25 protein-coding genes are annotated in these 22,859 nt (G+C 64.3%); 8 read left to right on the forward strand and 17 right to left on the reverse strand.

Annotation, left to right across the window (positions count from 1 at the left end; genetic code table 11):
• Window positions 1-3: 3 nt before the first annotated feature.
• Entirely contained in the window at window positions 4-654 is a 651-nt protein-coding gene (locus P6U31_RS32390; RefSeq protein WP_407185682.1) for a DUF2865 domain-containing protein, read from the reverse strand.
• Window positions 655-674: 20 nt separating this feature from the next.
• Window positions 675-1,451 carry a L,D-transpeptidase gene (locus P6U31_RS32395; RefSeq protein WP_407185683.1) on the reverse strand — a complete coding sequence of 259 codons (777 nt, stop codon included), beginning with the start codon at window positions 1,449-1,451 and terminating at the stop codon, window positions 675-677.
• Window positions 1,452-1,660: 209 nt separating this feature from the next.
• On the opposite strand from P6U31_RS32395, the gene P6U31_RS32400 reads away from it, so the two are divergent.
• From P6U31_RS32400 to P6U31_RS32420, 5 genes are all read left to right on the forward strand, one after another.
• Entirely contained in the window at window positions 1,661-2,773 is a 1,113-nt protein-coding gene (locus tag P6U31_RS32400; RefSeq protein WP_407185684.1) for an AI-2E family transporter, read from the forward strand.
• Between the two features lie 71 nt (window positions 2,774-2,844).
• The gene (locus P6U31_RS32405; RefSeq protein ID WP_407185685.1) at window positions 2,845-3,216 is read left to right on the forward strand and encodes a YqjD family protein; all 372 of its coding nucleotides are present in this window, start codon (window positions 2,845-2,847) and stop codon (window positions 3,214-3,216) included.
• 93 nt (window positions 3,217-3,309) lie between these two features.
• Entirely contained in the window at window positions 3,310-3,765 is a 456-nt protein-coding gene (locus P6U31_RS32410) for a hypothetical protein (protein ID WP_407185686.1), read from the forward strand.
• A 175-nt stretch (window positions 3,766-3,940) separates the two neighbouring features.
• Complete coding sequence (locus P6U31_RS32415) at window positions 3,941-5,083, forward strand: OpgC domain-containing protein (protein WP_407185687.1); 1,143 nt, start codon at window positions 3,941-3,943, stop codon at window positions 5,081-5,083.
• Window positions 5,084-5,288: 205 nt separating this feature from the next.
• Window positions 5,289-5,897, forward strand: a complete 609-nt coding sequence (locus tag P6U31_RS32420; RefSeq protein WP_407190017.1) for a TetR/AcrR family transcriptional regulator — start codon at window positions 5,289-5,291, stop codon at window positions 5,895-5,897.
• Here P6U31_RS32420 and P6U31_RS32425 read toward each other — a convergent pair.
• The 15 genes from P6U31_RS32425 to urtA form a co-directional block, all read right to left on the reverse strand.
• Entirely contained in the window at window positions 5,894-7,555 is a 1,662-nt protein-coding gene (locus P6U31_RS32425) for an HWE histidine kinase domain-containing protein (protein ID WP_407185688.1), read from the reverse strand. The two genes, P6U31_RS32420 and P6U31_RS32425, sit on opposite strands and share 4 nt — an antisense overlap.
• Window positions 7,556-7,849: 294 nt before the next feature.
• Complete coding sequence (gene ureG / locus P6U31_RS32430; protein ID WP_407185689.1) at window positions 7,850-8,473, reverse strand: urease accessory protein UreG; 624 nt, start codon at window positions 8,471-8,473, stop codon at window positions 7,850-7,852.
• 40 nt (window positions 8,474-8,513) lie between these two features.
• Window positions 8,514-9,242: an urease accessory protein UreF gene (locus P6U31_RS32435; protein ID WP_407190018.1), complete on the reverse strand. Its 729-nt coding sequence runs from the start codon at window positions 9,240-9,242 to the stop codon at window positions 8,514-8,516.
• The gene (gene ureE / locus P6U31_RS32440; protein ID WP_407185690.1) at window positions 9,223-9,876 is read right to left on the reverse strand and encodes an urease accessory protein UreE; all 654 of its coding nucleotides are present in this window, start codon (window positions 9,874-9,876) and stop codon (window positions 9,223-9,225) included. Before ureE ends, P6U31_RS32435 begins: the two co-directional genes overlap by 20 nt.
• 11 nt (window positions 9,877-9,887) lie before the next feature.
• Window positions 9,888-10,187: a putative quinol monooxygenase gene (locus tag P6U31_RS32445; RefSeq protein WP_407185691.1), complete on the reverse strand. Its 300-nt coding sequence runs from the start codon at window positions 10,185-10,187 to the stop codon at window positions 9,888-9,890.
• 125 nt (window positions 10,188-10,312) lie between these two features.
• The gene (gene ureC, locus P6U31_RS32450) at window positions 10,313-12,028 is read right to left on the reverse strand and encodes an urease subunit alpha (RefSeq protein WP_407185692.1); all 1,716 of its coding nucleotides are present in this window, start codon (window positions 12,026-12,028) and stop codon (window positions 10,313-10,315) included.
• 34 nt (window positions 12,029-12,062) lie between these two features.
• Window positions 12,063-12,602 carry an HD domain-containing protein gene (locus P6U31_RS32455; protein ID WP_407185693.1) on the reverse strand — a complete coding sequence of 180 codons (540 nt, stop codon included), beginning with the start codon at window positions 12,600-12,602 and terminating at the stop codon, window positions 12,063-12,065.
• A gap of 57 nt (window positions 12,603-12,659) precedes the next feature.
• Window positions 12,660-12,965: an urease subunit beta gene (locus P6U31_RS32460; protein WP_035708642.1), complete on the reverse strand. Its 306-nt coding sequence runs from the start codon at window positions 12,963-12,965 to the stop codon at window positions 12,660-12,662.
• Window positions 12,966-13,097: 132 nt separating this feature from the next.
• Complete coding sequence (locus tag P6U31_RS32465) at window positions 13,098-13,400, reverse strand: urease subunit gamma (RefSeq protein ID WP_027553946.1); 303 nt, start codon at window positions 13,398-13,400, stop codon at window positions 13,098-13,100.
• 36 nt (window positions 13,401-13,436) lie between these two features.
• Entirely contained in the window at window positions 13,437-14,267 is an 831-nt protein-coding gene (locus P6U31_RS32470; protein WP_407185694.1) for an urease accessory protein UreD, read from the reverse strand.
• A gap of 31 nt (window positions 14,268-14,298) precedes the next feature.
• Entirely contained in the window at window positions 14,299-14,994 is a 696-nt protein-coding gene (gene urtE / locus P6U31_RS32475) for an urea ABC transporter ATP-binding subunit UrtE (protein WP_407185695.1), read from the reverse strand.
• 3 nt (window positions 14,995-14,997) lie between these two features.
• Window positions 14,998-15,759, reverse strand: a complete 762-nt coding sequence (gene urtD, locus P6U31_RS32480) for an urea ABC transporter ATP-binding protein UrtD (RefSeq protein WP_407185696.1) — start codon at window positions 15,757-15,759, stop codon at window positions 14,998-15,000.
• A 6-nt stretch (window positions 15,760-15,765) separates the two neighbouring features.
• On the reverse strand, window positions 15,766-16,935 hold the full coding sequence (urtC, locus tag P6U31_RS32485) for an urea ABC transporter permease subunit UrtC (protein WP_407185697.1): 1,170 nt from the start codon (window positions 16,933-16,935) through the stop codon (window positions 15,766-15,768).
• Window positions 16,932-18,539 (reverse strand): urea ABC transporter permease subunit UrtB, encoded by a 1,608-nt coding sequence (urtB, locus tag P6U31_RS32490; RefSeq protein WP_407185698.1) that lies wholly within the window; start codon window positions 18,537-18,539, stop codon window positions 16,932-16,934. Before urtB ends, urtC begins: the two co-directional genes overlap by 4 nt.
• A gap of 84 nt (window positions 18,540-18,623) precedes the next feature.
• Window positions 18,624-19,946, reverse strand: coding sequence for an urea ABC transporter substrate-binding protein (gene urtA, locus P6U31_RS32495; RefSeq protein WP_407185699.1), 1,323 nt, complete (start codon window positions 19,944-19,946; stop codon window positions 18,624-18,626).
• A 481-nt stretch (window positions 19,947-20,427) separates the two neighbouring features.
• Here urtA and P6U31_RS32500 point away from each other — a divergent pair, with 481 nt between their 5' ends.
• The 3 genes from P6U31_RS32500 (at window position 20,428) to P6U31_RS32510 (ending at window position 22,805) form a co-directional block, all read left to right on the forward strand.
• Window positions 20,428-22,011: a DEAD/DEAH box helicase gene (locus P6U31_RS32500; RefSeq protein WP_407185700.1), complete on the forward strand. Its 1,584-nt coding sequence runs from the start codon at window positions 20,428-20,430 to the stop codon at window positions 22,009-22,011.
• Window positions 22,012-22,035: 24 nt separating this feature from the next.
• Window positions 22,036-22,323, forward strand: a complete 288-nt coding sequence (gene infA, locus P6U31_RS32505) for a translation initiation factor IF-1 (protein WP_092292310.1) — start codon at window positions 22,036-22,038, stop codon at window positions 22,321-22,323.
• A 269-nt stretch (window positions 22,324-22,592) separates the two neighbouring features.
• Entirely contained in the window at window positions 22,593-22,805 is a 213-nt protein-coding gene (locus P6U31_RS32510) for a cold-shock protein (protein ID WP_407185701.1), read from the forward strand.
• Window positions 22,806-22,859 lie beyond the last annotated feature (54 nt).

Raw genomic sequence — 22,859 nt, forward strand, 5'->3', positions numbered from 1 at the left:
CCCCTATTCTTTCGCCACCACCGGCACCTGGCGGAACTTGGCGCGCACCGAGTTCGGCAGCGGCGAAAAATTCATCGCTACGCCGCGGCGATCATTGGCATTGCGGCTGGCGACCACGAGGCCGTTGGCGCCGGCGACGATGTCGCCCTTGCGCAAGGTCGGGTCTTCGTCGGCCTTGACCTGTGCCAGACCCACCGGATCCTTGCCGTTGCAGGTACAGCCGGCCACGATCTCATTGCGATAGCGGTAGGCGTTCGGCAGGTCGGAATAGGATTTCCCCTTGTCGGTCGTGGCGTCGTCGATATTGACGCCATAGACCAGCGACGTCTCTGACGCCGGGCAGAAGCTCTTGCAGGATTGAGCCTTGCTCTCGGCATCATTGCCTTGCGCGGGAAAGTAGCGGCCGTCGCAGCTGCGGACGCAATAGGCCGTGCCGCCGCCGTAGGAAGCGCGCCGACGCGGCTCGTCGTAGCGCGGCATGTCCTCGTTCGGGAACGGCATGCGCATCTCCGGCGGCGGCCGCATCCGAAAACCACCGAACAGGGCCGAGAGAAAATCCTCTGCATGCGCCGACGGTGTCTGCGCGACACCGGCGGAGGCAATCGCCAGGACTGCCAGACCGCCAGCCAGCTTGCTGTTCACACGTCTGCTCATGTCACCTCACTCAATCCGACTTAGTTCACGGACGACGACGCAGAGATATTCAGCGCCTGCCGCCCGGAGGGCAGCGTCGTTACGGCCGGGCGCTTGCGCGCGGGGTCGCCGCCCCTGGCCATCAGCGGAGCATTCTTCGGCAGCACCACGACCTTGGCGCCGATATTGACGCGGCCGAACAGGTCGATGACGTCCTCGTTGGTCATGCGGATGCAGCCGGAGGAGACGAACTTGCCGATCGTGGAGGGGTCGTTGGTGCCGTGAATGCGGTATTCGCTGGAGCCGAGATACATCGCACGCGCGCCGAGCGGGTTGCCGGGGCCGCCGGCAACGAAACGCGGCAGATAGGGCTGACGCGCGATCATTTCAGCCGGCGGATGCCAGTCCGGCCACTCCGCTTTGCGGCTGACGCTCTGCACGCCGGACCAGGTGAAGCCTTCGCGGCCGACGCCGACGCCATAACGGATGGCACGACCGTTGCCGAGCACGTAGTAGAGATATGTGTTGTTGGTATCGATCACGATGGTGCCGGCCGGCTCGCTGCGATCGAAGGCGACGATCTGCTTGCGCAGGCGATCGGGCAGTTGCGCATCCTCGTCTGCCGCCTGCGGCGCTGCATTCACGTAGCCCTGCGTGTAAGCCTGATCCTGCGGATACGCTTGCGGCTGCATCGGCGAATAGCCGAACGTCTGCGCGCTCGCACCGCCGAACGGCACTGCGAGCAGAGCGGTCGCAAAGGCGCATGCGGTGACGGCGCGCGGCGAGAAGCTGCGACGGACTGCAGAGAACTTTGTCATGTGCTGCCCCGTGGAATGTATGCATCAGGGTGATGCGCTTGCCAGAGAACTCCGCGAGGGCGATCCGAGTTCCGGGGCGACTCGCGGCAGCCTTGTCACAGTCAAGAGAGCACATCCTCACGAAGCCGCGATGGAACCGGCGCGCTGCTCGCGCATTATCGGCTCGTTACCGGGCGCGCGGTGCGAGGCTTCCGTGCGGGAGAGAGATTGTGCGCGTCCTTCCCAGTGAACGTCTGATTCCCGGCAGCAGCGAAGGCGAGCCGCTTCCCGACAGCCATTCCGAGCTGCCACCGGTCATCCGCCGCACCGAATTCGTCGCCTTCGCGCTTGCGGGCTTGCTATTGATTGCGTCGGTGACCGTGCTCTACGTCGGACGCGCCTTCTTCCTCCCCGTCGTGATGGCCTTCGTCACCGGCACCATGCTGTCGCCGGCGGCGAGCTTTCTGGAGCGGTACAAGCTCCCGCGCGGCCTGGCTGCCGTTCTGATCGTGGTGGCGGGGACCGCCGTGGTCACTTTCGTGGTCGCCCTGATCGCCTCGCCGGTGATGGAGTGGAGCACGCGCCTGCCGGAGCTTGGCGCGCAGCTGAGAGACAAGCTGCACGTATTCGACCGGCCGCTTGCGCTGTGGCGAGAGACGCAAGCCATGATCGGCGGCTCGGAAGGGTTTCCGAGCATCCAAATGCCGAAAGTCGAGTGGGTGCAGCCGACCCTGGAATTTCTGACACCGACCTTTACCGAATTCCTGCTGTTCTTCGTCACCCTGATTCTGTTCATCGCCAGCTGGCGCGACCTGCGACGCGCCATGATCATGACCTTCAGCGATCATGAGGCGCGGCTTCGCACGCTGCGGATTCTCAACGAGATCGAAGTACATCTCGGCAATTATCTCTTGACCGTCACGCTCATCAATGTCGGCGTCGGTGTCGCCACCGGTCTCATCTGCGCGCTCACGCGCATGCCCAATCCGGCCGGGCTCGGCGCGCTCGCAGCCACGCTCAACTTCATCCCGATCATCGGGCCGGTCGCGATGTTCGTGGTGCTCGTCGTGGTCGGGCTGGTTGCCTTTCCGACCATCAGCGGCGGCCTGATGGCGGCGCTCACCTTCGGCGGCCTTACCTTTCTGGAAGGGCACTTCATCACCCCGACCATCATTGGCAGGCGCTTGGCGCTGAATGCACTTGCAGTCCTGCTCGCGCTGGCGTTCTGGACCTGGATGTGGGGCCCGATGGGCGCGTTTCTGTCGTCGCCGCTCCTGATCGTCGCGCTTATCCTCAAGGAGCATCTGCTGCCGGCGGATTCGCCGCAGCTTCCGCAGGACTGACCGGTTTCCGTGAACGGAACTTCCCCGACGGCGAAACGTTTCCCGGCTATCTCAACAGTCCGGAGCTCCTGATGTCTACGACCAATGCCGAAGCCGGGATGAAAGACTGGACCGACAAAGCCACCCGAGAACGCCTCGAGAAGGATGTAGCAGCCGTGAAAAGCGATATCGCCGCCCTCACCGACCAGATCACCGACGCGCTCAACACCTTTGCCAATTCAACCAGCAAGCAGGCCCGCCGCGGCTACCGCCAGGCGCGCGAGAACATGGACACCGCGATCGACGACATGTCGGAGCGCAGCAGCGCAATGATGGACGCGGCCCAGGAGGCCTACGGATCGATCGAGGAGACGCTCGAAGACGCGATCACGCAGCGGCCGCTCGCGACCGTCGGGCTCGCGCTCGGGATCGGCTTCCTGATCGGCGCCGCCTGGCGCCGGTAGGACGCGCGATCGGATCTCGAGACGGCGGCGCGACCGCGCCGCCGATGCCGGCTTGTGGACGATTCGGCTTGTGGGGATTTGAGGAGCAAGGCCATGTTTCAACGCATCATCGACGGGATCAGTGCATCGACCGGCACGACTGTGCGGCTGACCTCGCTCGCCGCAGGCGCGGCATTCGCGTTATTCATCACCACGTGCTTCCTTTGCGCGGCGGTATTCATCTCCGTACTCAACAAGTATGGTCCGGTGCAAGCCTGCCTCGCCGGCGCCGGTGTTTTCTTCCTGCTGACCCTGGCCGCAGCGGTGAGCTACTGGGCCTACAAGCGACAGCTGCGCAAGCAGGCCCAGATCGCGGCCGAGCAAGCCGCCAAGTCGGCGGCCTCAAGCATGCTCGCCGACCCCATGCTGCTCGCCACCGGGCTCCAGATCGTTCGTGCCATCGGGGTCAAGCGGCTATTGCCGATCCTGGCGATCGGCGGTGTCGCCCTCGGCATCATGGCGAGCCGCGCCGGCGTGCCCGACGAGGTATCGGCCGAACCGGCCGAATAAGCACGAGCCCGTACTCAGAAAATTTCGTCGCAAGACGAGCGCGGGCGCACGGCGGGTGTCGCCGCCGGTCTTGCGGTAATTTTCGAGCGTCCGGCCCACTCACGCAAACGCTACTCGGATGGGCAGGAGGATGCCGCTAAAAGCGTCGCCCCTGATTCCAAAAGTCATTTTCGCAATGAAACCATCCGTCCAGGCGAACCTTGCCGCATTCCATCACGACGCCAGGCTGTATCTGACGCTCGGCATCGCCAATTGGTCGGTTTTCGTCGACCATATCCCGAACAACGTCGTGAACCTGCTGACGCTGCGAAACTTCGGCTTCAGCGGCGCCGCCGACCTGTTCGTGTTCGTGGTGGGTTATGGCGTCGCAATTATCCACGGCCGGATCGCGCTGGAGCGCGGCTACCTCGTCGCCGCAACGCGCATCTTCCGCCGGGTCTGGCGGCTCTACGCCGCCTATGTCGTGCTGTTCGTGATCTACATCGACACCATCGCCTACGTCGCCTCTCAGTCGATGGCGCCGGAAATCATCCATGAATACAACATCTCGGGCATACTCGAGCACCCGCTGCGCATCCTGGTCCGCGGCCTCGTGCTCCAGGAGGAGCCGCTGAACCTCGACCTCCTGCAATTGATGATCCCGCTGATGGCCTTTTTTCCGTTCGCCCTGTGGGGCCTGTTGCGGTGGCCGAACGTGACACTGGCGGCATCGGTCGCGCTCTATCTTGCCGCGCGCCGGTTCGACTGGAATTTCCGGGTCTATCCGGACCAGGAATGGACCTTCAATCCGCTGTGCTGGCAGATGCTGATGGTGCTCGGAGGCTGGTTCGCCGTGACCGGCGCTCCGGGGCGCACGCTGCGCGGCCTGCCCTGGCTGCGGATACTCGCCGGCAGCTATCTGGTATTCGCGATGGCCATTACCTTGCTGCGCCATTCGCCGGCATTGTCCGCCTACCTGCCGGACCTTCTGCTCGACAGCATCGCGCCGACCGACAAGGAGAACCTCGCGCCCTATCGCGTGGTTCACTTCCTCGCACTCGCCTTCCTCGCAACCCATCTGATTCCGGCCGATCACCCCGGCCTGCGATTGAAGCCCCTCCAGGCGGTGATCCGATGCGGCGAGGAGTGGCTCGCCGTGTTCTGCGTCGGCGTGTTCCTGTCCTTCGCCGGCCATCTCATCCTGATCACCAGCGCCAATCTGGTGGCGATGCAGATCGTGGTCAGCCTCGCCGGCTTCGCCGCGATGACTGCGGTGGCCTACTACGTCGCCTGGTCGAAATGGCAGGACCTGCCCGCGGCCTTGCGGCAGCAAGCCTAAGGCGCGATGAGATTTAGATGGATCGTCATCGCGCTTCAGGTTGTTGTTTGCGCATGATCTTTCCGGAAAACCGCTTCGCACTTTTCCGGATCATGCTTTAGCGCGGCGCGATAGGGCCCTCATGTTGCGATTTCCCTAGGCCGGCCGTCGAGGCTGCGCTATCCCGAAAGCAGGAGCGGCTTGCGCGAGGAGACCGGGCGTGGTGATGGCGAATGGCGGAGATGACGGGGCCGACAGCGCCCCCCGGCGCGGCCGGCCGCGATCGATCGAGACCAGCAACGCCATCCTCGAAAGCGCCTATGCGCTGATGGCGTCCACCGGCCTTGCCGCCACCACCATCGACGCGGTCGCCCGCCACTCCGGCGTCTCCAAGATGACGATCTACAAATGGTGGCCGTCCCGCGAGGCGCTGTTGATCGACGCCTTTCTTCAACATGCCGCGCAGATGCTGCCGCTGCCCCCGGTGAGCTCCGGCACCCCCGCGGCGCGTGCCCGCCGTCATGCCGCGGCGTATGCCGAGGCGCTCCAGGGTGAATTCGGCAAGGTGCAGCTCGCCGTCATCTCCGAATGTATTTCCAAGACCGGCTCTGCCGAGCTGTTCTACGCCCGCTATCTGCAATTCCGTCGCGACGCGCTGGTGGAGATGATCGCGGCGGGCCAGAACGACGGCAGCATCCTGGCCGAAGGGCCGGCTGAAGATCTCTACGACGCGATCTATGGCAGCCTGTTCTACCGCTACGTCTTCGGCATCGCGCCGATCACGGCTGGCTACGCACGCAACCTGGTCGATCTGGTGTTGCGACCCAAGAGTTAGCTGCGCGTAGGCCGCACCGGAGCCGAGATCTTGTCGGTGCGGTCACGTTCGGTCATGTCGACCACCGTCTCCATCGGCGCAGTCAGCTCATAGACGTAGGAGACGTCGGTGAAATAGCGCTTGGCGGTGCCGCCGAGCGCCTCGGGGGCGACGCGGTCAAGCAGGATCAAGCCGAAATCAGAATCGGGGCGGCGCGTCGCCTCGCTGGTGTTGAACTCCTCCCAGCGGAATTGGAAGATCTCGTCGGGATTCTCGCCCGTCACCGTCCAGCTGGCGGTGATGTGCGGATGCTTTCCGACCAGCGACAAGCCTTCGTCGGAATGCGAGGCAAGCTCGAAGAACAGCAGCGAGAGGCTCTGCGCCGCGCGGGCGCTGACCGCGATATCGGGACCGGTGACGGCGATGCGGTCGGCATGCGGGATGGCACGCGCTTCGAACAGGCCCTTCAGCTTGACGCCCTGCCATTGGCTTTCGCTGAGGAGCGAGACCACGTTGGACATGGCATGGATGCGCCCGATCAGGAGCTCGCGGGCGACGTCGATATCGGAGCCGTGACGCAACGTCCGCGTCACGATCGACTGGATCACCGCAAGGATGTTCTTGACCCGGTGGTTGAGCTCGTCGATGACCGCGGTCAGCCGGCGCTCGAACCCGATCCTGACCTGGATTTCCCGGCTGAGCCGCAGATTGTTGTAGGCGACATAACCAAACAGGCCGCACACCATCGCGGTGATCGCAAAGCCGATCGCCGCCACGATGATCGCAGTCTGCTCGGCACGGCGCACTGAGTTGGTCTTTGCGTAATAGCCGAGTTGCCAATCACGGCCGCCGAAGCTCACCGTGCGCGTCGCCGACGGCACCGGTCCGTCCGCCGCCGCCATGCGGGTCGAGACCACCCCTTGGTCGTTGGCGATCAGCTCGCCGCCTTCCTTGCGCGGATCCCTGAGCGCGACCGAGAACAACGACATGTCGTCATTGGTCAACATCAGCGAGGCGAGTTCGTAGGAAAACGTGACGAACCCGGCCGGCTCGGTCGCTCCCTCGGGAATGACGGGCGCGGCCACGATGACGCCGATCGGTCCATTTGTGCGCAACAGCGGAACCGGGTCCGAAGCCACCGACCTCTTCTCGATCCGGGCGCGCGTCAGCATGGCGCTGCGAACCTGGTCCTGGTCGTAACTCCGGCCCGGCAGGGCCTTGGTCTCGTCGCTACGCGGCTCGAGATCCAGCAGCACATCGATCGGCTGGGTGATCTCGGCCGGATTGATCGGCTTGTCGTCGAAGGTGCGGATCTTCGGATTCGGGAAGCCGGCGCCGCCAATGGCAGCCTGCGCCGCGTTGAGCTCGTTCGGCTTCAGCCGGGCGATCCAGCCGGCCACCACGAAATCCGTCTTGAAGGCGTAGATGGCCGAGCGCAGCGGCTCCAACATGTTCGGCTTGATCACGGATGGCGTGCGGAACAGGCCAGAGGCGACGCGCGCGAGCAGTTCGCGCTCGGTGAGCCGATCCTGGACCAGGCTGGCGTGGACGTCGATCGCACGCGCAAGCGCGATCCGGTCCAGCGCCAACTCCTGATCGTGGACGCGATAGGCCGCAAGCCCGGAGAGCAGGGCTCCGAGCAGAGCGATGAAGCCGATGATGAAACCCAGCCGGACCACGCGACTACTCAGGCGAAAGCAGGAGGTCGGCAATAAACAAGGAGCATATGAACGCCGCTCGAACGGCCATGTGCCGAAACAGGGTGAACCCCAGTGGCAGAGATAATGAAGGAGGAGACATCGGTACGCAACGTAGGTCGCCTGGAAAGCTTAATCCGCCCGGCCGATGGTCTGGCGGGGGTGAATTGCCCGGGCACCGGAGGTAGTCAATCGCCGTGTCCGAAATTTGTTCCGTCGTTGCAGCTCGAGCCCAGGGTTAACGGCGAAAACTGCGTGCGCCAAGTCGTCGCGCCGTCAGCCGGCCCGTTTCAAGCCGCCTTTGGCCTCAATGAAGCCGATGATGCGGTCCAGCCCCTCGCTCTTCTTCAGGTTGGTCATGACGAAAGGACGCTCGCCACGCATGCGCCTGGCGTCCGTGTCCATCTTCTCCAGGGAGGCGCCGACATGGGGGGCGAGGTCGATCTTGTTGATGACCAGAAGATCGGACCGGGTGATGCCAGGACCGCCCTTGGACGGGATCTTGTCGCCGGCCGCCACGTCGATCACATAGATGGTGAGGTCGGCCAACTCCGGGGAAAAAGTGGCAGCGAGATTGTCGCCGCCCGACTCGATCAGCACGAGGTCCAGCCCGGGAAACTTGGCCCGCATGTCCGCCACCGCAGCGAGATTCATCGAGGCGTCCTCGCGGATGGCCGTGTGCGGGCAGCCGCCGGTCTCGACACCGGCGATGCGATCCGGCGTCAGCGAGCCCGAACGCACCAGGAACTCCGCATCCCATTTGGTGTAGATGTCATTGGTGATCGCGGCGATGTCGTAGCGGTCGCGCATGCTCTTGCAGAGCAAATCCATCAGCTGGGTCTTGCCCGATCCGACCGGACCGCCGACGCCGACACGCAAGGGGCCGTGAGATTTCGACATGGTGTTCGCTTTCTCTCGATGGGTCAAAGGCGCGGCGCTCTCACGACCGGAACAGCCGCGTATATTGCGTCTCGTGCCGCAGGCTGGCGAGATCGGCGCGAAACGTTGCGCTGCCGAGATCGTCCAAGGTCGCATTCAATGCGCGATTGGCCGTCGCGGCGACGGCGGCTTCCAGCCGCACCAGCACGCGCTGGCTGTCGGTCTGGCCGAGCGGAATGAGACGGCTGGCCGCGGAGATCCAATTCGAGACCAGCGCATGCAGGAAGGCGTGCAGCGTCGGCGCCAGCGCGACGCCGTGCTGAGCCGCGACAAGGCCGACGGCGACGGGATAGACCGGTGGCGTGCGGCATGCCGTCACCATGGCATCCAACCCGTCGGCATCCCACGCGGCGCGTGCGATGTCGATGAAGGCGCGGCCCTGCGAGCTCGTCTCCAGCTGCCGCTCACGCGAAGGCACGAAGGCCGCAGCGAGTTCGGCGATATCGCTCAAAGTCGTCTTGTCGCCAGCCTCCGCGGCGCGATAGGCGTGGACCAGAAACGTCGCGTCGCAGAAACCGGGGCCGTCACCGAGCATCGCATCGAGCCAGTCGGTCAGCGTCGCCACATCGACGATGTCGCCCGCCTCGACCGCCCATTCAATGCCGCTGGAATAAGAAAAACCGCCGACCGGGAATGCCGGCGACAACCAGGTCATCAGCCGGTACAGCGCCGCCGCCTCACTTTCGTCGAGGCCATCGGCGCCGACCGGCTCACTTGTGGTCATGAGCATGCTTGTGGCCGTGGTGATGATCGGGATGATCGCAATGCTCATCGTCGTGATGGTGATGATCGTGGCCATGGTCATGGGCATGGTCATGGGCGGCATCACCATGATGGTGATCATGGCCGTGGTGATCATGATGATGGTGACCATGATCATGATGATGGCCGTGATCGTGATGCGCGTGGTCGTCGCGCCCATGCGCGTGACCGGCATCTGCATAGGCGCCGCCTTCGGGATCGAACGGCGCTTCGATCTCGATCACGCGCGCGCCGAGGCCCTTCACCATGGCCTCGATGACGTGATCGCGGCGAATGCGCAAGGCTTTGGCCATGATCTGGGTCGGCAGGTGGCGGTTGCCGAGATGCCAGCCGACGCGGATGAGGTGGTGCGGATCGCGGCCGCGGATTTCCAGCAGCGGCTCGGGTGCCGCGACCACCTCGATCAGCCTTCCGTCCTCCAGCACCAGCGCATCGCCGCCGCGGAGCGCCACGGCGTGCTCCAGGTCGAGCAGGAAGTCGAGCCCCCGCGTGCCCGTCATCGCCATGCGGCGGCGGTGCCGATCGTCGAAATCGAGCACGACCGTATCCGCCGGCGCTTCCGTGAAGCGGTGCTGTCCCTTAACCTGCGTCGCCCGGATCATGCGTCTTACCTCTACCGTGTCTCGACCTTCTCGGGCGTGATGTACTCGATCTTCGGCGGCGCCGTGAAGCATTTCACCGCGACCCGGCCGAAGGTCTTCATGTGCTCCGCGGAGCGATGCGGTCCCAATGCCTCCATATTCTCCCACTGCTCGACGAACACCATCTTGGCAGGGTCGGTAACGCTCTCATGCAGGTCATAGGCAATATTACCGGGCTCTTTCCGCGTCTCCTTGATGCAGGCGGTGGCCGCTGCAATGAATTCGGCGCGCGTTTCGGGCTTGATGGTCAAGGTGGCAACGACGTAGATCACGAGAAATCCTCCCGGCTCTTTTTCTATGGGTTAGATACCGGGCGGGACATTAGACCAGGCTGGATCGAACGCAAAATCGGAAAAGCCGTCCCCGGATGCCCGGGGACATGCGTCGAGGCGCTATTTCAGTACATGAAATATCGCTGTGCCATCGGCAGCACCTCCGCCGGGGCGCAGGTCAGCAACTCGCCATCGGCCCGCACTTCATAGGTCTCGGGATCGACCTCGATATTGGGCGTCGCGTCGTTGTGGATCATGCTCTTCTTGGAGATCTTGCCGCGGGTGTTCTGGACGGCATAGAGCTTCTTCTCGATGCCGAGCTTGCGCGCCAGGCCGCCGGTGATCGCCGCCTTCGAGGTGAACACCACGGACGATGCCGTCCGCGCCTTGCCGAAGGCGCCGAACATCGGCTGGTAATGCACCGGCTGCGGCGTTGGGATCGAGGCGTTGGGATCGCCCATCGGCGCTGCGACGATCGTGCCGCCCTTGACGATGCAGTCCGGCTTGACGCCGAAGAAGGCCGGCGACCACAGCACGAGATCGGCCAGCTTGCCCTTCTCCACCGAGCCGATCAGCTTCGACACGCCATGCGCAATCGCGGGATTGATGGTATATTTCGCGATGTAGCGCTTGACACGGAAATTGTCGTTGTCCCTGCCCTTGTCCTGCGGCAGCGATCCGCGCTGCTTCTTCATCTTGTCGGCGGTCTGCCAGGTGCGGATGATGACCTCGCCGAGGCGGCCCATGGCCTGCGAGTCCGAGGACATCATCGAGAGCGCGCCGAGGTCGTGCAGGATGTCCTCGGCCGCAATGGTCTCCTTCCGGATGCGGCTCTCGGCAAAGGCCAGATCTTCCGCGATCGAGGGATCGAGGTGGTGGCACACCATCAGCATGTCCAGATGCTCGTCGATGGTGTTGCGCGTGAAGGGGCGCGTCGGATTGGTCGAGGACGGCAGCACGTTCTTCAGGCCGGCGACCTTGATGATGTCAGGAGCGTGCCCGCCGCCGGCGCCTTCGGTATGGAAGGCATGGATGGTGCGGCCCTTGAACGCCTTGATGGTATCCTCGACGAAACCGGATTCGTTCAGCGTGTCGGTGTGGATCATCACCTGGATGTCGTGAGCGTCGGCGACCGACAGGCAGTTGTCGATCGCCGCCGGCGTGGTACCCCAATCCTCGTGCAGCTTCAGCGCACAGGCGCCGGCCTTGATCATCTCGACCAGCGCGGCCGGCCGCGAGGCGTTGCCCTTGCCTGAGATGCCGAGATTGACCGGGAATGCATCGAACGACTGAATCATCCGCCCGATGTGCCAGGGCCCCGGCGTGCAGGTCGTGGCGAAGGTGCCATGCGATGGGCCGGTGCCGCCGCCCAGCATCGAGGTGACGCCGGACATCAGCGCGTGTTCGATCTGCTGCGGGCAGATGAAGTGGATGTGGCTGTCGAAGCCGCCCGCGGTGAGAATCTTGCCCTCGCCCGCGATCACGTCGGTGCCCGGGCCTATGATGATGGTGACGCCGGGCTGGATGTCGGGATTGCCGGCCTTGCCGATGCCTGCGATCATGCCGTCCTTGATCGCGACGTCGGCCTTCACGATGCCCCAGTGATCGACGATCAGCGCATTGGTGATGACGGTATCGGCGGCGCCCTGCTTGTTGGTGACCTGCGACTGCCCCATGCCGTCGCGGATCACCTTGCCGCCGCCGAACTTCACCTCCTCGCCATAGGTGGTGAAATCCTTCTCGACCTCGATGATGAGGTCGGTGTCGGCCAGCCGCACCCTGTCGCCGGTGGTCGGGCCGAACATGTCGGCATAGACGGAACGCTTCATCTTGACGGACATCACAAGCCCCGTTTGCGTTTGAATGTCTGGTTGGTCACAGCAAGGCCCTTGCTGCTTTGACGGCATCGTCGAATGTCGTATCGAGCCACGCGTTGCCGCCGCGGCATCCCGCCACGACCTGCGTCGCCCACGCGACGTAGTCGGCCAGATCCTCGCGCTCCGCGGTGCTCGGGTCGGTATGAATGCGCGCCTGCGTGTTGCTGATCTTGTCTGCGATCTTGATCAGCTTGGCGCCCGGCGATTTGTGGGGCGCGTCCTCGATCTGCTTCTGCCGTCGCTTTGCCTTCGGCAAGCTCATGTCGTCGGTGCATTCGGCGACGAGAGAGGCGACACGCTCCGAGAACCTCTGCGCGAGCTCCTCGCGCGTGGTGTCGGTGTCCTCGATCGAATCGTGCAGCCAGGCGGCTGCAACGAGCTCGGCGTCGGCGCCATCGGTCGCGGTGGCGAGCAGGTTCGCGACCTCGGCGAGATGATTGATATAGGGCTCATTGCCCCGGCCCTTACGCGCCATGCCGTTGTGGCGATGCGCGGCGAGCTCGGCAGCTTCGGAGACGAGGCGGATGGGTGAGAGCATGGGAAATACCTCCGTTTCCGCCTCAACCGTGCCGCGCCGTACCCGTTCCTGTGGAGCTCACAGCTTCCCCATGACGTCGCCGCGGAAGCCGTAGATGGTCTTCTTGCCGGCCATGGCGACGAGCTGCACGTCGCGGGTCTGCCCGGGCTCGAAGCGGACGGCGGTGCCGGCGGCGATGTCGAGGCGCATGCCGCGGGACTTCTTGCGATCGAACTTCAGCGCCGGGTTGGTCTCGAAGAAATGGTAGTGCGAGCCGACCTGGATCGGCCGGTCGCCGGTGTTGGCAACCGTCAGCGTCACGGTCTTGCGGCCGGCATTGAGCTCGATCTCGCCGTCCTGGATGAAGAGTTCACCGGGGATCATTGTGCTACCTCGTCTTGCTCCGCTGCGTCATGGCCGGGCCTGTCCCGGCCATCCACGTGGTGCCACTTGGTTCGAAGGTCGTGGATGCCCGGGACGAGCCCGGGCATGACGATGTTGATACAGTTTCGCGCTTCAACGGATCGGCTCGTGCACCGTGACGAGCTTGGTACCATCAGGAAAGGTCGCCTCGACCTGGATGTCGTGGATCATCTCGGGGATGCCCGGCATCACCTGGTCGCGGGTCAGCACCTGCGCGCCGGACTGCATCAGCTCGGCGACGGTGCGGCCGTCGCGCGCGCCCTCCAGGATGAAATCGGAGATGATGGCGACCGCCTCGGGATGATTGAGCTTGACGCCGCGGTCCAGCCGGCGGCGGGCCACGATCGCCGCCATCGAGATCAGAAGCTTGTCCTTTTCGCGGGGAGACAGGTTCATGAAGAATCTCTTCCGTTCAACACGTCAATTCCGTCGTCAGTTCAGCCAGAGCCGCGGCAGCGCCGCGCCGGTGCGCGCCAGCACCGCCATCATGTCGGCGCGCAAGCGCGCCGCATCTTGGGCACAGAACCGTGCCATTGCAAAGCCATTCCACGCCGAGATTCCGACCTCGCCGGCGAAAGAGTCCGAGGCCTCGCGGATTCTCTCGACCAGGGCCTCGTCGCCGGGGACGATCAGCGCCGTGCCGATCGCAGCACCGCCTTTGGCAACGGCGGATCGGGCGAGTTTTGCGCCGACATTGCCGTCGAGCCGGACCGTCTCGGCGAACACCAGCCGGCCGCCACGACGCAGCCGCCAGCGGTCGACGAACTCGCCCTGCTCCATTCGCTCGCCCATGGCGGTGCGGCCGAACACGACGATCTCGCAGAGCAGGAGCGAGGCCGCCTCGTCGAGCACGATGTCGAAGCGGCGATGGACGCGGGCGCGGTCAAACAGGATCGTCTCCTGCGGCAGCCAGGCGAGATGCGCCCCGGCATCAGCCTTCAAGGCGATATCGAGCTGTGCAGCCGCTCCCGGCGCGCGATAGATCTTTTCGGCGGCTGCGGTCGTCAGCGTCAGGCGCGAGTCCTCGCCCGCCGCGATGTCGATATCGAAGCTGTCTCCACCGGCAACCCCGCCGGCCGTGTTGACGAACACACCGGACAGCCCCTCGCCTTCCGGCGAGGGAAAGCGTACACGTAAGGAGCCGGATTCATGCAAGGCGCCGCGCCGCGTCACGCCGTCGCGCGCATGCACCTCGAAGCGCACCGCGCCACGGGCGCGGTTTGCCTCGAAAATTCCTGACATAGTTGAAACGTCGCTGCGCATCCGCCTCCCCAGCCGGTCGCGGCAGAATGGCCTACAGCGCCATCTGGCGGCTGATCTCGGCCGGATCGAGATTGGAGCGGTCACAGCTGAACTTCACCGCGCCGCGATCCATCACCGCAAAACTGTCGCCGAGTTCGCAGGCAAAGTCGAGATATTGTTCGACCAGCACGATGGCGATGTTGCCGAGATTGCGCAGGTACGAGATGGCGCGACCGATGTCCTTGATAATCGAGGGCTGGATGCCCTCGGTCGGCTCGTCGAGCAGCAGCAGTTTCGGTCGCATCACCAGCGCACGCCCGATCGCGAGCTGCTGCTGCTGGCCGCCGGAGAGATCGCCGCCGCGCCGGCCGAGCATGGATTGCAGCACGGGGAAGAGCGAGAACACGTCGTCCGGAATGTGCTTGTCCTCGCGCCTGAGCGGGCCGAAACCGGTCTTGAGGTTCTCCTCGACCGTCAGCAGCGGGAAGATCTCGCGGCCCTGCGGCACGAAGCCGATGCCTTTGCGCGCCCGCTCATAGGGCTTGAGGCCGGAGATGTCGTTGCCGTCGAACACAATGGCGCCCGAGGAGATCGGATATTGCCCGACCATGGCGCGCAAGAGTGAGGTCTTGCCGACGCCGTTGCGGCCGAGCACGCAGGTCACCTTGCCCGGCTCGGCCGAGATCGAGACGCCGCGCAGCGCTTGCGCCGCGCCGTAGAACAGGTTGATGTCCTTGACCTCAAGCATCGCTCAGCGTCCCAGATAGACTTCGATGACCCGCTCGTTGGACGAGACCTGGTCGATGGTGCCTTCCGCGAGCACCGTGCCCTCGTGCAGGCAGGTGACCTTGACGCCGAGCTCGCGCACGAAGGTCATGTCGTGCTCGACCACCATCACGGTGTGGGTCTTGTTGATCTCTTTCAAGAGCTCGGCGGTAAGATGCGTCTCGACGTCGGTCATTCCCGCGACGGGCTCGTCGACGAGGAGCAGCTTCGGGTCCTGCGCCAGCAGCATGCCGATCTCCAGCCACTGCTTCTGGCCGTGGCTGAGGCTGCCGGCGAGGCGGTTGCGGGCGTCGGTGAGGCGGATCGTCTCCAGCACCTTATCGATGCGCTCGGACTCGGCCTTGCTGCCGCGCCAGAACAGCGTGCCGCGGACCGAGTGGTCGACATTGAGCGCGAGCAGGAGGTTGTCCTGCACGGTCTGGCTCTCGAACACGGTCGGCTTCTGGAACTTGCGGCCGATGCCGAGCTCGGCGATGCGGGTCTCGTCCAGCCGCGTCAGATCGGTGACGCCGTCAAACAGAACCGTACCCTCGTCGGGCTTGGTCTTGCCGGTGATGATGTCCATCATCGTGGTCTTGCCGGCGCCGTTCGGGCCGATGATGGCGCGCATCTCGCCGGGCGCGAGCGTCAGCGACAGATTGTTGATGGCGTGGAAGCCGTCGAACGAGACGTGCACGCCGTCGAGATAGAGCATCGCGGAGGTCGCGCGATTGTCCATGACGTTCATGTGCGCCTACTCCGCCATCTTGGGTTCGGTGACGCCGTCCTCGGCCGCAGCACTCGCCATGGTCGCGGCGTTGCGCTTTTCCTTGGACTGATCCCACCAGGCGTTGAAGGTGCCGACGATCCCCTTGGGCAGCAGCAGCGTCACCAGGATGAACAGGGCGCCGAGCATGAACAGCCAGTACGGCGCCAGCACGCCCGAGGTGAAGAACGTCTTGGCGTAGTTGACGACGACCGCGCCGAGCGCGGCGCCGACCAGCGTGCCGCGGCCGCCGACCGCCACCCAGATCACCGCCTCGATCGAATTGCCGGGCGCGAATTCGCTTGGATTGATGATACCGACCTGCGGCACGTAGAGCGCGCCAGCAACACCGGCCATGCAGGCCGACACCGTGAACACGAACAGCTTGTAGGATTCGACGCGGTAGCCGAGAAAGCGCGTGCGGGATTCCGCGTCACGCACCGCAACCAAGACCTTGCCGAGCTTGGAGGAGACGATGGCGCGGCAGATCAGGAAACCGGCGATCAAGGCCAGGCAGCTCAGCGCGAACAGCGCCGCGCGGGTGCCCTCGGCCTGCACGTTGAAACCGAGAATGTCCTTGAAGTCGGTCAGGCCGTTGTTGCCGCCGAAGCCGAAATCGTTGCGGAAGAAGGCGAGCAGCAGCGCATAGGTCATCGCCTGCGTGATGATCGACAGATACACGCCGGTGACGCGGGAACGGAACGCGAGCCATCCGAAGCAGAAGGCGAGCAGGCCGGGCACGACCAGCACCATCAGCGCGGCGAACCAGAACATGTCGAAGCCGTACCAGTACCAGGGCAGCTTCTGCCAGTTCAGGAACACCATGAAGTCGGGCAGGATCGGATTGCCGTAGACGCCCCGGGTGCCGATCTGCCGCATCAGGTACATGCCCATGGCATAGCCGCCGAGCGCGAAGAAGGCGCCGTGGCCGAGCGAGAGGATGCCGCAATAACCCCAGATCAGGTCAATCGCGAGCGCCAGGAGGGCGTAGCAGACATACTTGCCCCAGAGCGCGACCAGATAGGTCGGCACCTGCAGGAACGAGCCCGCGGGCAGCAGCAGGTTGGAGAGCGGGATGAGGATGCCGCAGGCCGCCACAACGGCAAGGAAGACGGTCGCGCCGCGGTCCAGCGATCGGGTCAGCATGTGAGAGGTCATGCTTCCACCGCACGGCCCTTGAGCGCGAACAGGCCGCGCGGCCGCTTTTGAATGAACAGGATGATGAGAACCAGGATGGCGATCTTGCCGAGCACGGCACCGGCGACCGGCTCCAGGAACTTGTTGGCGATGCCGAGCGTAAAGGCGCCGACCAGGGTGCCCCAGAGATTGCCGACGCCGCCGAACACCACGACCATGAAACTGTCGATGATATAGCTCTGGCCGAGATTGGGGCTGACATTGTCGATCTGCGACAGCGCCACGCCGGCGATGCCGGCAATGCCCGAACCGAGGCCGAAGGTGAGCGCATCGACGCGCGAGGTGGCGATGCCCATCGAGGCCGCCATGCGGCGGTTCTGCGTCACCGCGCGCATCTCGAGGCCGAGCGCAGTGTAACGCAACATCGCGAGCAGGATCGCGAACACGGCCAGCGTGAAGCAGAGGATCCAGAGCCGGTTATAGGTGATGGTGATCTGACCGAGCTCGAACGCACCGCTCATCCAGGAGGGATTACCGACCTCGCGGTTGGTCGGACCGAACATGGTGCGCACCGCCTGCTGCAGCACGAGCGAAAGGCCCCAGGTCGCAAGCAGCGTCTCCAGCGGACGGCCGTAGAGAAAGCGGATGATGCTGCGCTCGATCAGCACGCCGATCGCGCCGGCGACGACGAAGGCGAGCGGCACGGCGATCAGCAGCGAATAGTCGAACAGGCCGGGATAGCGGGTGCGGATCACCTCCTGCACCACGAAGGTGGTGTAGGCCCCGATCATGACCATCTCGCCATGCGCCATGTTGATGACGCCCATCACGCCGAACGTGATAGCGAGCCCGATCGCGGCGAGCAGCAACACCGAGCCGAGCGAGAGGCCGTACCAGGCATTCTGCACCATCGACCAGACCGCGAGCGAATTTTGGATCGAGCCGATTGCGCTCGCGGCGGCCTTGGTCACCGAGGCCGGCTGCTCGCCCATGCCGGTGAGCAGCGCCAGCGCTTCCTGGTCGCCGCGCGCCTTGAGCGTTGCGACCGCCTCGAGCTTCTCGACCTCGGAAGCATCCGCCTTGAACAGCAGAATGGCGGCGCGAGCGTCCCCGAGCGCCGTCTTGACCGACTTGTTGTTTTCCTTGGCGAGCGCGGCATCGACCGCCTCGAGCGCGGTCTCCTCATGCGACTTGAAGACGGATTGCGCGGCCTGGAGGCGCGTTCCGACGTCCGGCGACTGCAGCGTCAGGCTGCCGAGCGCGGCGTCGACGCTGCGCCGCAGACGGTTGTTGAGGCGAACCGCGCTCGCACTGTCGGGAACGCTGGCCACCGCCTCGCCGGTCGCGGCATCGATCGACTTGCCGTCGGTGCCGGTGATGTAGACCGTCTTGCTGTCCGGATCGGCCATCAACCGGCCGTCCTGGAGCGCGCTGATGATGGGAAAGGCCAGCTTGTTGCCGCTGCTGGCGACCACACCGATTGCCTCTTCCGTGTCGGAGAAATCATCGTTGGCGAATTTTGCGACCCCGTCCTCGAACGGACCGGCGAAGGCCGGCAGCGCAAACGCGATCAGGAAGAATGAGAGCGCAAGCGAACAGAGGCGCACGGACAAATGGGCTGGCACTGTGAATGACCCCGGCAGAAATGAGTGGAGAAGGCGGCGGGATCGCCGCCTTCTCCGAGCTTGCAGTGGAGTGTCAGACCCGGATCAGGAACCCGAACCGAGGCACTTGTTGGTCTTGGTGTTGAAGTTGCCGCACTTCTTGCCGACCCAGTCGCCGATCAGGTCCTTGGAGCCCTCGAGCTCCTTCGACCAGGCATCGCCTGCGACGAGGCCCGGGGTCTTCCAGACCACGTCGAACTGGCCGTTGGCCTTGATCTCGCCGATGAACACCGGCTTGGTGATGTGGTGGTTCGGCAGCATCTTCGACACGCCGCCGGTCAGGTTCGGCGCCTCGATGCCGGGAAGCGCGTCGATCACCTTGTCCGGATCGGTCGACTTCACCTTCTCGACCGCCTTCACCCACATGTTGAAGCCGATCACGTGCGCCTCCATCGGATCGTTGGTCACGCGCTTCGGATTCTTGGTGTAGGCCTGCCAGTCCTTGATGAACTTCTCGTTCGCCGGATTTTTGATCGACTGGAAGTAATTCCAGGCGGCGAGATGGCCGACCAGCGGCTTGGTGTCGATGCCGGCGAGCTCTTCCTCACCGACCGAGAACGCCACCACCGGGATGTCCTTCGCCTTGATGCCCTGGTTGCCGAGCTCCTTGTAGAAGGGAACGTTGGCGTCGCCGTTGATGGTCGAGACCACCGCGGTCTTCTTGCCGGCCGAGCCGAACTTCTTGATGTCGGCCACGATCGTCTGCCAGTCGGAGTGACCGAACGGCGTGTAGTTGATCATGATGTCTTCCTGGGCGACACCCTTGGACTTCAGATAGGCTTCCAGGATCTTGTTGGTGGTGCGCGGATAGACGTAGTCGGTGCCCGCGAGCACCCAGCGCTTCACCTTCTCTTCCTTCATCAGGTAGTCGACGGCGGGGATCGCCTGCTGGTTCGGCGCCGCACCGGTATAGAACACGTTGCGCTCGCTCTCCTCACCCTCGTACTGCACGGGGTAGAACAGGATGTTGTTCAGCTCCTTGAAGACCGGGAGCACTGACTTGCGGGACACCGAAGTCCAGCAGCCGAACACCACCGAGACCTTGTCCTTGGTGATCAGCTCGCGCGCCTTCTCGGCGAACAGCGGCCAGTTCGAGGCGGGATCGACGACGACGGCTTCGAGCTTCTTGCCGAGCACGCCGCCCTTCTTGTTCTGCTCGTCGATCAGGAAAAGGATGGTGTCCTTCAGCGTGGTCTCGCTGATGGCCATGGTGCCGGAAAGGGAGTGCAGCACGCCGACCTTGATGGTGTCGTCGGCGGCTTTCGCGCCAGTCAATGAAGCCAGACCGAGCATCAATCCGGCGGTCGCGGCGAGCACGCCGCGGCGGCTAAATGACGCCGCTATATCGTGAGTAGATTTGCTAAGCATGAGTGTCTCATCTCCCTGACGCAGACGTGAAAAACGCTGCGAAACGGCCCCACGGCCGCCTGCGATTAACGGATTCGCAAGAACCGTGCCATGCACTGAGCACCCAATAAGCATTTGGTTTTGCTAGAAAAATCGCCGTAAAATAAAGTTTCGCGCTGAGCAGGCAGCTCAAATCTTGAGCAACTCAAATGTATGCCAAAGCGGCAGGCGGATTATTTTTTAAGCAGATTGCCCGTTCTGGCTAAATTTCCGGCACAACTATTTCTGCACCGCAATCGCCATTTGCGAGCAGCGTGCCTTGAAAGTGCCCCCTCGATGTTCCATATCACGGACGAGACCTCTTGCGAATCAAGGGGTCATAGCGAGCCGCGTGTTCTTAAGCCCCCTCCGGGCCTCTGGCTTGCCCCATAATCTCCCAAGCCATCCGACACCCCAAACACGCAGGTGTCTTCTCGACACCCTTTTGCGCGCGCCGCGCCAGATGCGCCGGGCGTTCGCTTTTGACATGGAAAGAACCCCTCTTTTGACTTCGTTTCAGGACTTCGGCCTCGCCGAACCCATCGCGCGCGCTCTTCAGGAAGAGAATTACGTCACCCCCACCCCGATCCAGGCTCAGACCATTCCGCTGGCGCTGACCGGCCGCGACGTCGTCGGCATCGCCCAGACCGGCACCGGCAAGACTGCCTCCTTCGCACTGCCGATCCTGCACCGCCTGCTCGAGCACCGTATCAGGCCGCAGCCGAAGACGGCCCGCGTCCTCGTGCTGTCGCCGACCCGCGAGCTGTCCGGCCAGATCCTCGACAGCTTCAATGCCTATGGCCGCCATATCCGTCTGTCCTCCACGCTCGCCATCGGCGGCGTGCCGATGGGCCGCCAGGTCCGCGCCCTGATGCAGGGCGTCGAGGTGCTGGTCGCCACCCCCGGCCGCCTGCTCGACCTCGTGCAGAGCAACGGGTTGAAGCTCTCCAGCGTCGAATTCCTCGTGCTCGACGAGGCCGATCGCATGCTCGACATGGGGTTCATCAACGACATCCGCAAAATCGTCGCCAAGCTGCCGATCAAGCGGCAGACCCTGTTTTTCTCGGCCACCATGCCGAAGGACATCGCCGAGCTCGCCGATTCCATGCTGCGCGACCCCGCCCGCGTCGCGGTGACCCCGGTCTCCTCGACCGCCGAGCGGATCAATCAGCGCATCCTCCAGGTCGACTTCTCGGCCAAGCCCGCCTTCCTGACCAAGCTGCTGCAGGACGCAGCGATCAACCGGGCGCTGGTCTTCACCCGCACCAAGCACGGTGCCGACAAGGTGGTGAAGACGCTGGCCAAGGCCGGCATCGCGGCCAACGCCATACATGGCAACAAATCGCAGAACCATCGCGAACGCACGCTCGCCCAGTTCCGCTCGGGCGAGATTCGCACCCTGGTTGCCACCGACATCGCGGCCCGCGGCATCGACGTCGACGGCATCAGCCACGTCATCAATTTCGACCTGCCCAACGTGCCGGAAACCTACGTTCACCGCATTGGCCGCACCGCGCGCGCCGGCGCTGACGGCACCGCGATCTCGCTGGTGGCCGGCGGCGAGGAGCTCAGCTATCTCCGCGACATCGAACGGCTGATCCGCGTGGCGTTGCCGCGTGAAGACCATCGCACCGACGCCGGCCGCCGCGATGCCGGTCCTCCCCCGCCGCAGCAGCGGCAGGGCCGCCAGGGCCGCCCAGGCCAGCGTCCGCAGGGCGCCCGGCATGGCGACGGACGGCGTGGCGACGAGCGGCATGCGGAGGGACGCCACCATGGTGGCGGCAGGCACGGCGACGGACGGCCGGGCGAAGGACGCCATGGCGAGGGCAGGCCTGTTGATGGCAGGCTCGGTGATGGCCACATGGCCTCCAAGGGGTCTCGCCGCCGCCGCGGTTCAGGTGGTAAGATGAACTTCTCACCAGCCGATCGGTCGGAACAGCGTCCCGCGCATAGCGCCGGCAAGCCTGATGGAATACAAGGCGTTGCCTTTTTGCGTCGCGAGAGCCGCCCCAACGGCCGACCGAACCGCAACCCTCATTCGAACTAACAGTCTACGACTGGAGACACCCACATGGCTAAGGAAGAGCTGATCCAGTTCGAAGGACTGGTCACCGAAATCCTCCCCGACGCCCGCTACCGCGTGCAGCTCGACGCCGGACACGAAATCGTTGCCTACACCGCCGGCAAGATGAAGAAGAACCGCATCAAGACGCTGGCGGGCGACCGCGTGACGGTCGAGATGTCGCCCTACGACCTCGAGAAGGGCCGCCTGATTTTCCGCCACAAGGACGAACGTCCCAGCGCGGCTGGCGGACCGCCCCGGCCCGGACAGCGCGGCGGCCAGTTCCGCCGCCGCTAATCGCCGACCGGCGCGCGAGCGCGGCAGTAAAATTCCGACCTTGTTGTTGATCCGCCGCGGACGGCGCGGCGGATCAAAAAATCGTGCGCGTCCGGATTGTTTTGAGGCCCGAATTCCGATAAAAGGAATTTATCGATTTTCGGCCGGACGACATTAGCATCCACCGGTACAGCCGGTTCAGACACGCTGACGACCCTTCCAAAAATTCGATCTAACCGGCCTGCGCAAGCGGGCTCTCACATTGTGTTATCTGAGAAGGGACTACCCCCGTGAGCATGGGAACCGTGAAGTGGTTTAACGCGACCAAAGGCTTCGGCTTCATTCAGCCCGACGATGGCGGCCAGGACGTGTTCGTTCACATCAGCGCCGTCGAGCGCGCCGGCCTCGGCACGCTCCGTGAAGGCCAGAAGATCTCCTACGAGGTCGTGGCCGACCGCCGCTCCGGCAAATCGGCAGCAGACAACCTCCGGGCCGCAAGCTGAACCCGCCGGGCGTTTGGCCCGATCGGCTCGCGAGAAACAAGAAGGCCGTGCATA

Origin of the sequence: Bradyrhizobium centrosematis, assembly GCF_045571495.1 — a bacterium.
In the GTDB taxonomy this organism is placed as follows: domain Bacteria; phylum Pseudomonadota; class Alphaproteobacteria; order Rhizobiales; family Xanthobacteraceae; genus Bradyrhizobium; species Bradyrhizobium centrosematis.

Excerpts from the sequence above, each read along its gene's own strand:
- P6U31_RS32390 (WP_407185682.1), bottom strand. The coding sequence starts at position 654 with ATGAGCAGACGTGTGAACAGCAAGCTGGCTGGCGGTCTGGCAGTCCTG.
- P6U31_RS32395 (WP_407185683.1), bottom strand. The coding sequence starts at position 1,451 with ATGACAAAGTTCTCTGCAGTCCGTCGCAGCTTCTCGCCGCGCGCCGTC.
- P6U31_RS32405 (WP_407185685.1), top strand. The coding sequence starts at position 2,845 with ATGTCTACGACCAATGCCGAAGCCGGGATGAAAGACTGGACCGACAAA.
- P6U31_RS32410 (WP_407185686.1), top strand. The coding sequence starts at position 3,310 with ATGTTTCAACGCATCATCGACGGGATCAGTGCATCGACCGGCACGACT.
- P6U31_RS32415 (WP_407185687.1), top strand. The coding sequence starts at position 3,941 with ATGAAACCATCCGTCCAGGCGAACCTTGCCGCATTCCATCACGACGCC.
- P6U31_RS32420 (WP_407190017.1), top strand. The coding sequence starts at position 5,289 with ATGGCGAATGGCGGAGATGACGGGGCCGACAGCGCCCCCCGGCGCGGC.
- ureG (WP_407185689.1), bottom strand. The coding sequence starts at position 8,473 with ATGTCGAAATCTCACGGCCCCTTGCGTGTCGGCGTCGGCGGTCCGGTC.
- P6U31_RS32435 (WP_407190018.1), bottom strand. The coding sequence starts at position 9,242 with ATGCTCATGACCACAAGTGAGCCGGTCGGCGCCGATGGCCTCGACGAA.
- ureE (WP_407185690.1), bottom strand. The coding sequence starts at position 9,876 with ATGATCCGGGCGACGCAGGTTAAGGGACAGCACCGCTTCACGGAAGCG.
- ureC (WP_407185692.1), bottom strand. The coding sequence starts at position 12,028 with ATGTCCGTCAAGATGAAGCGTTCCGTCTATGCCGACATGTTCGGCCCG.
- P6U31_RS32455 (WP_407185693.1), bottom strand. The coding sequence starts at position 12,602 with ATGCTCTCACCCATCCGCCTCGTCTCCGAAGCTGCCGAGCTCGCCGCG.
- P6U31_RS32460 (WP_035708642.1), bottom strand. The coding sequence starts at position 12,965 with ATGATCCCCGGTGAACTCTTCATCCAGGACGGCGAGATCGAGCTCAAT.
- P6U31_RS32465 (WP_027553946.1), bottom strand. The coding sequence starts at position 13,400 with ATGAACCTGTCTCCCCGCGAAAAGGACAAGCTTCTGATCTCGATGGCG.
- P6U31_RS32470 (WP_407185694.1), bottom strand. The coding sequence starts at position 14,267 with ATGCGCAGCGACGTTTCAACTATGTCAGGAATTTTCGAGGCAAACCGC.
- urtE (WP_407185695.1), bottom strand. The coding sequence starts at position 14,994 with ATGCTTGAGGTCAAGGACATCAACCTGTTCTACGGCGCGGCGCAAGCG.
- urtD (WP_407185696.1), bottom strand. The coding sequence starts at position 15,759 with ATGAACGTCATGGACAATCGCGCGACCTCCGCGATGCTCTATCTCGAC.
- urtC (WP_407185697.1), bottom strand. The coding sequence starts at position 16,935 with ATGACCTCTCACATGCTGACCCGATCGCTGGACCGCGGCGCGACCGTC.
- urtA (WP_407185699.1), bottom strand. The coding sequence starts at position 19,946 with ATGCTTAGCAAATCTACTCACGATATAGCGGCGTCATTTAGCCGCCGC.
- P6U31_RS32500 (WP_407185700.1), top strand. The coding sequence starts at position 20,428 with ATGCGCCGGGCGTTCGCTTTTGACATGGAAAGAACCCCTCTTTTGACT.
- infA (WP_092292310.1), top strand. The coding sequence starts at position 22,036 with ATGGCTAAGGAAGAGCTGATCCAGTTCGAAGGACTGGTCACCGAAATC.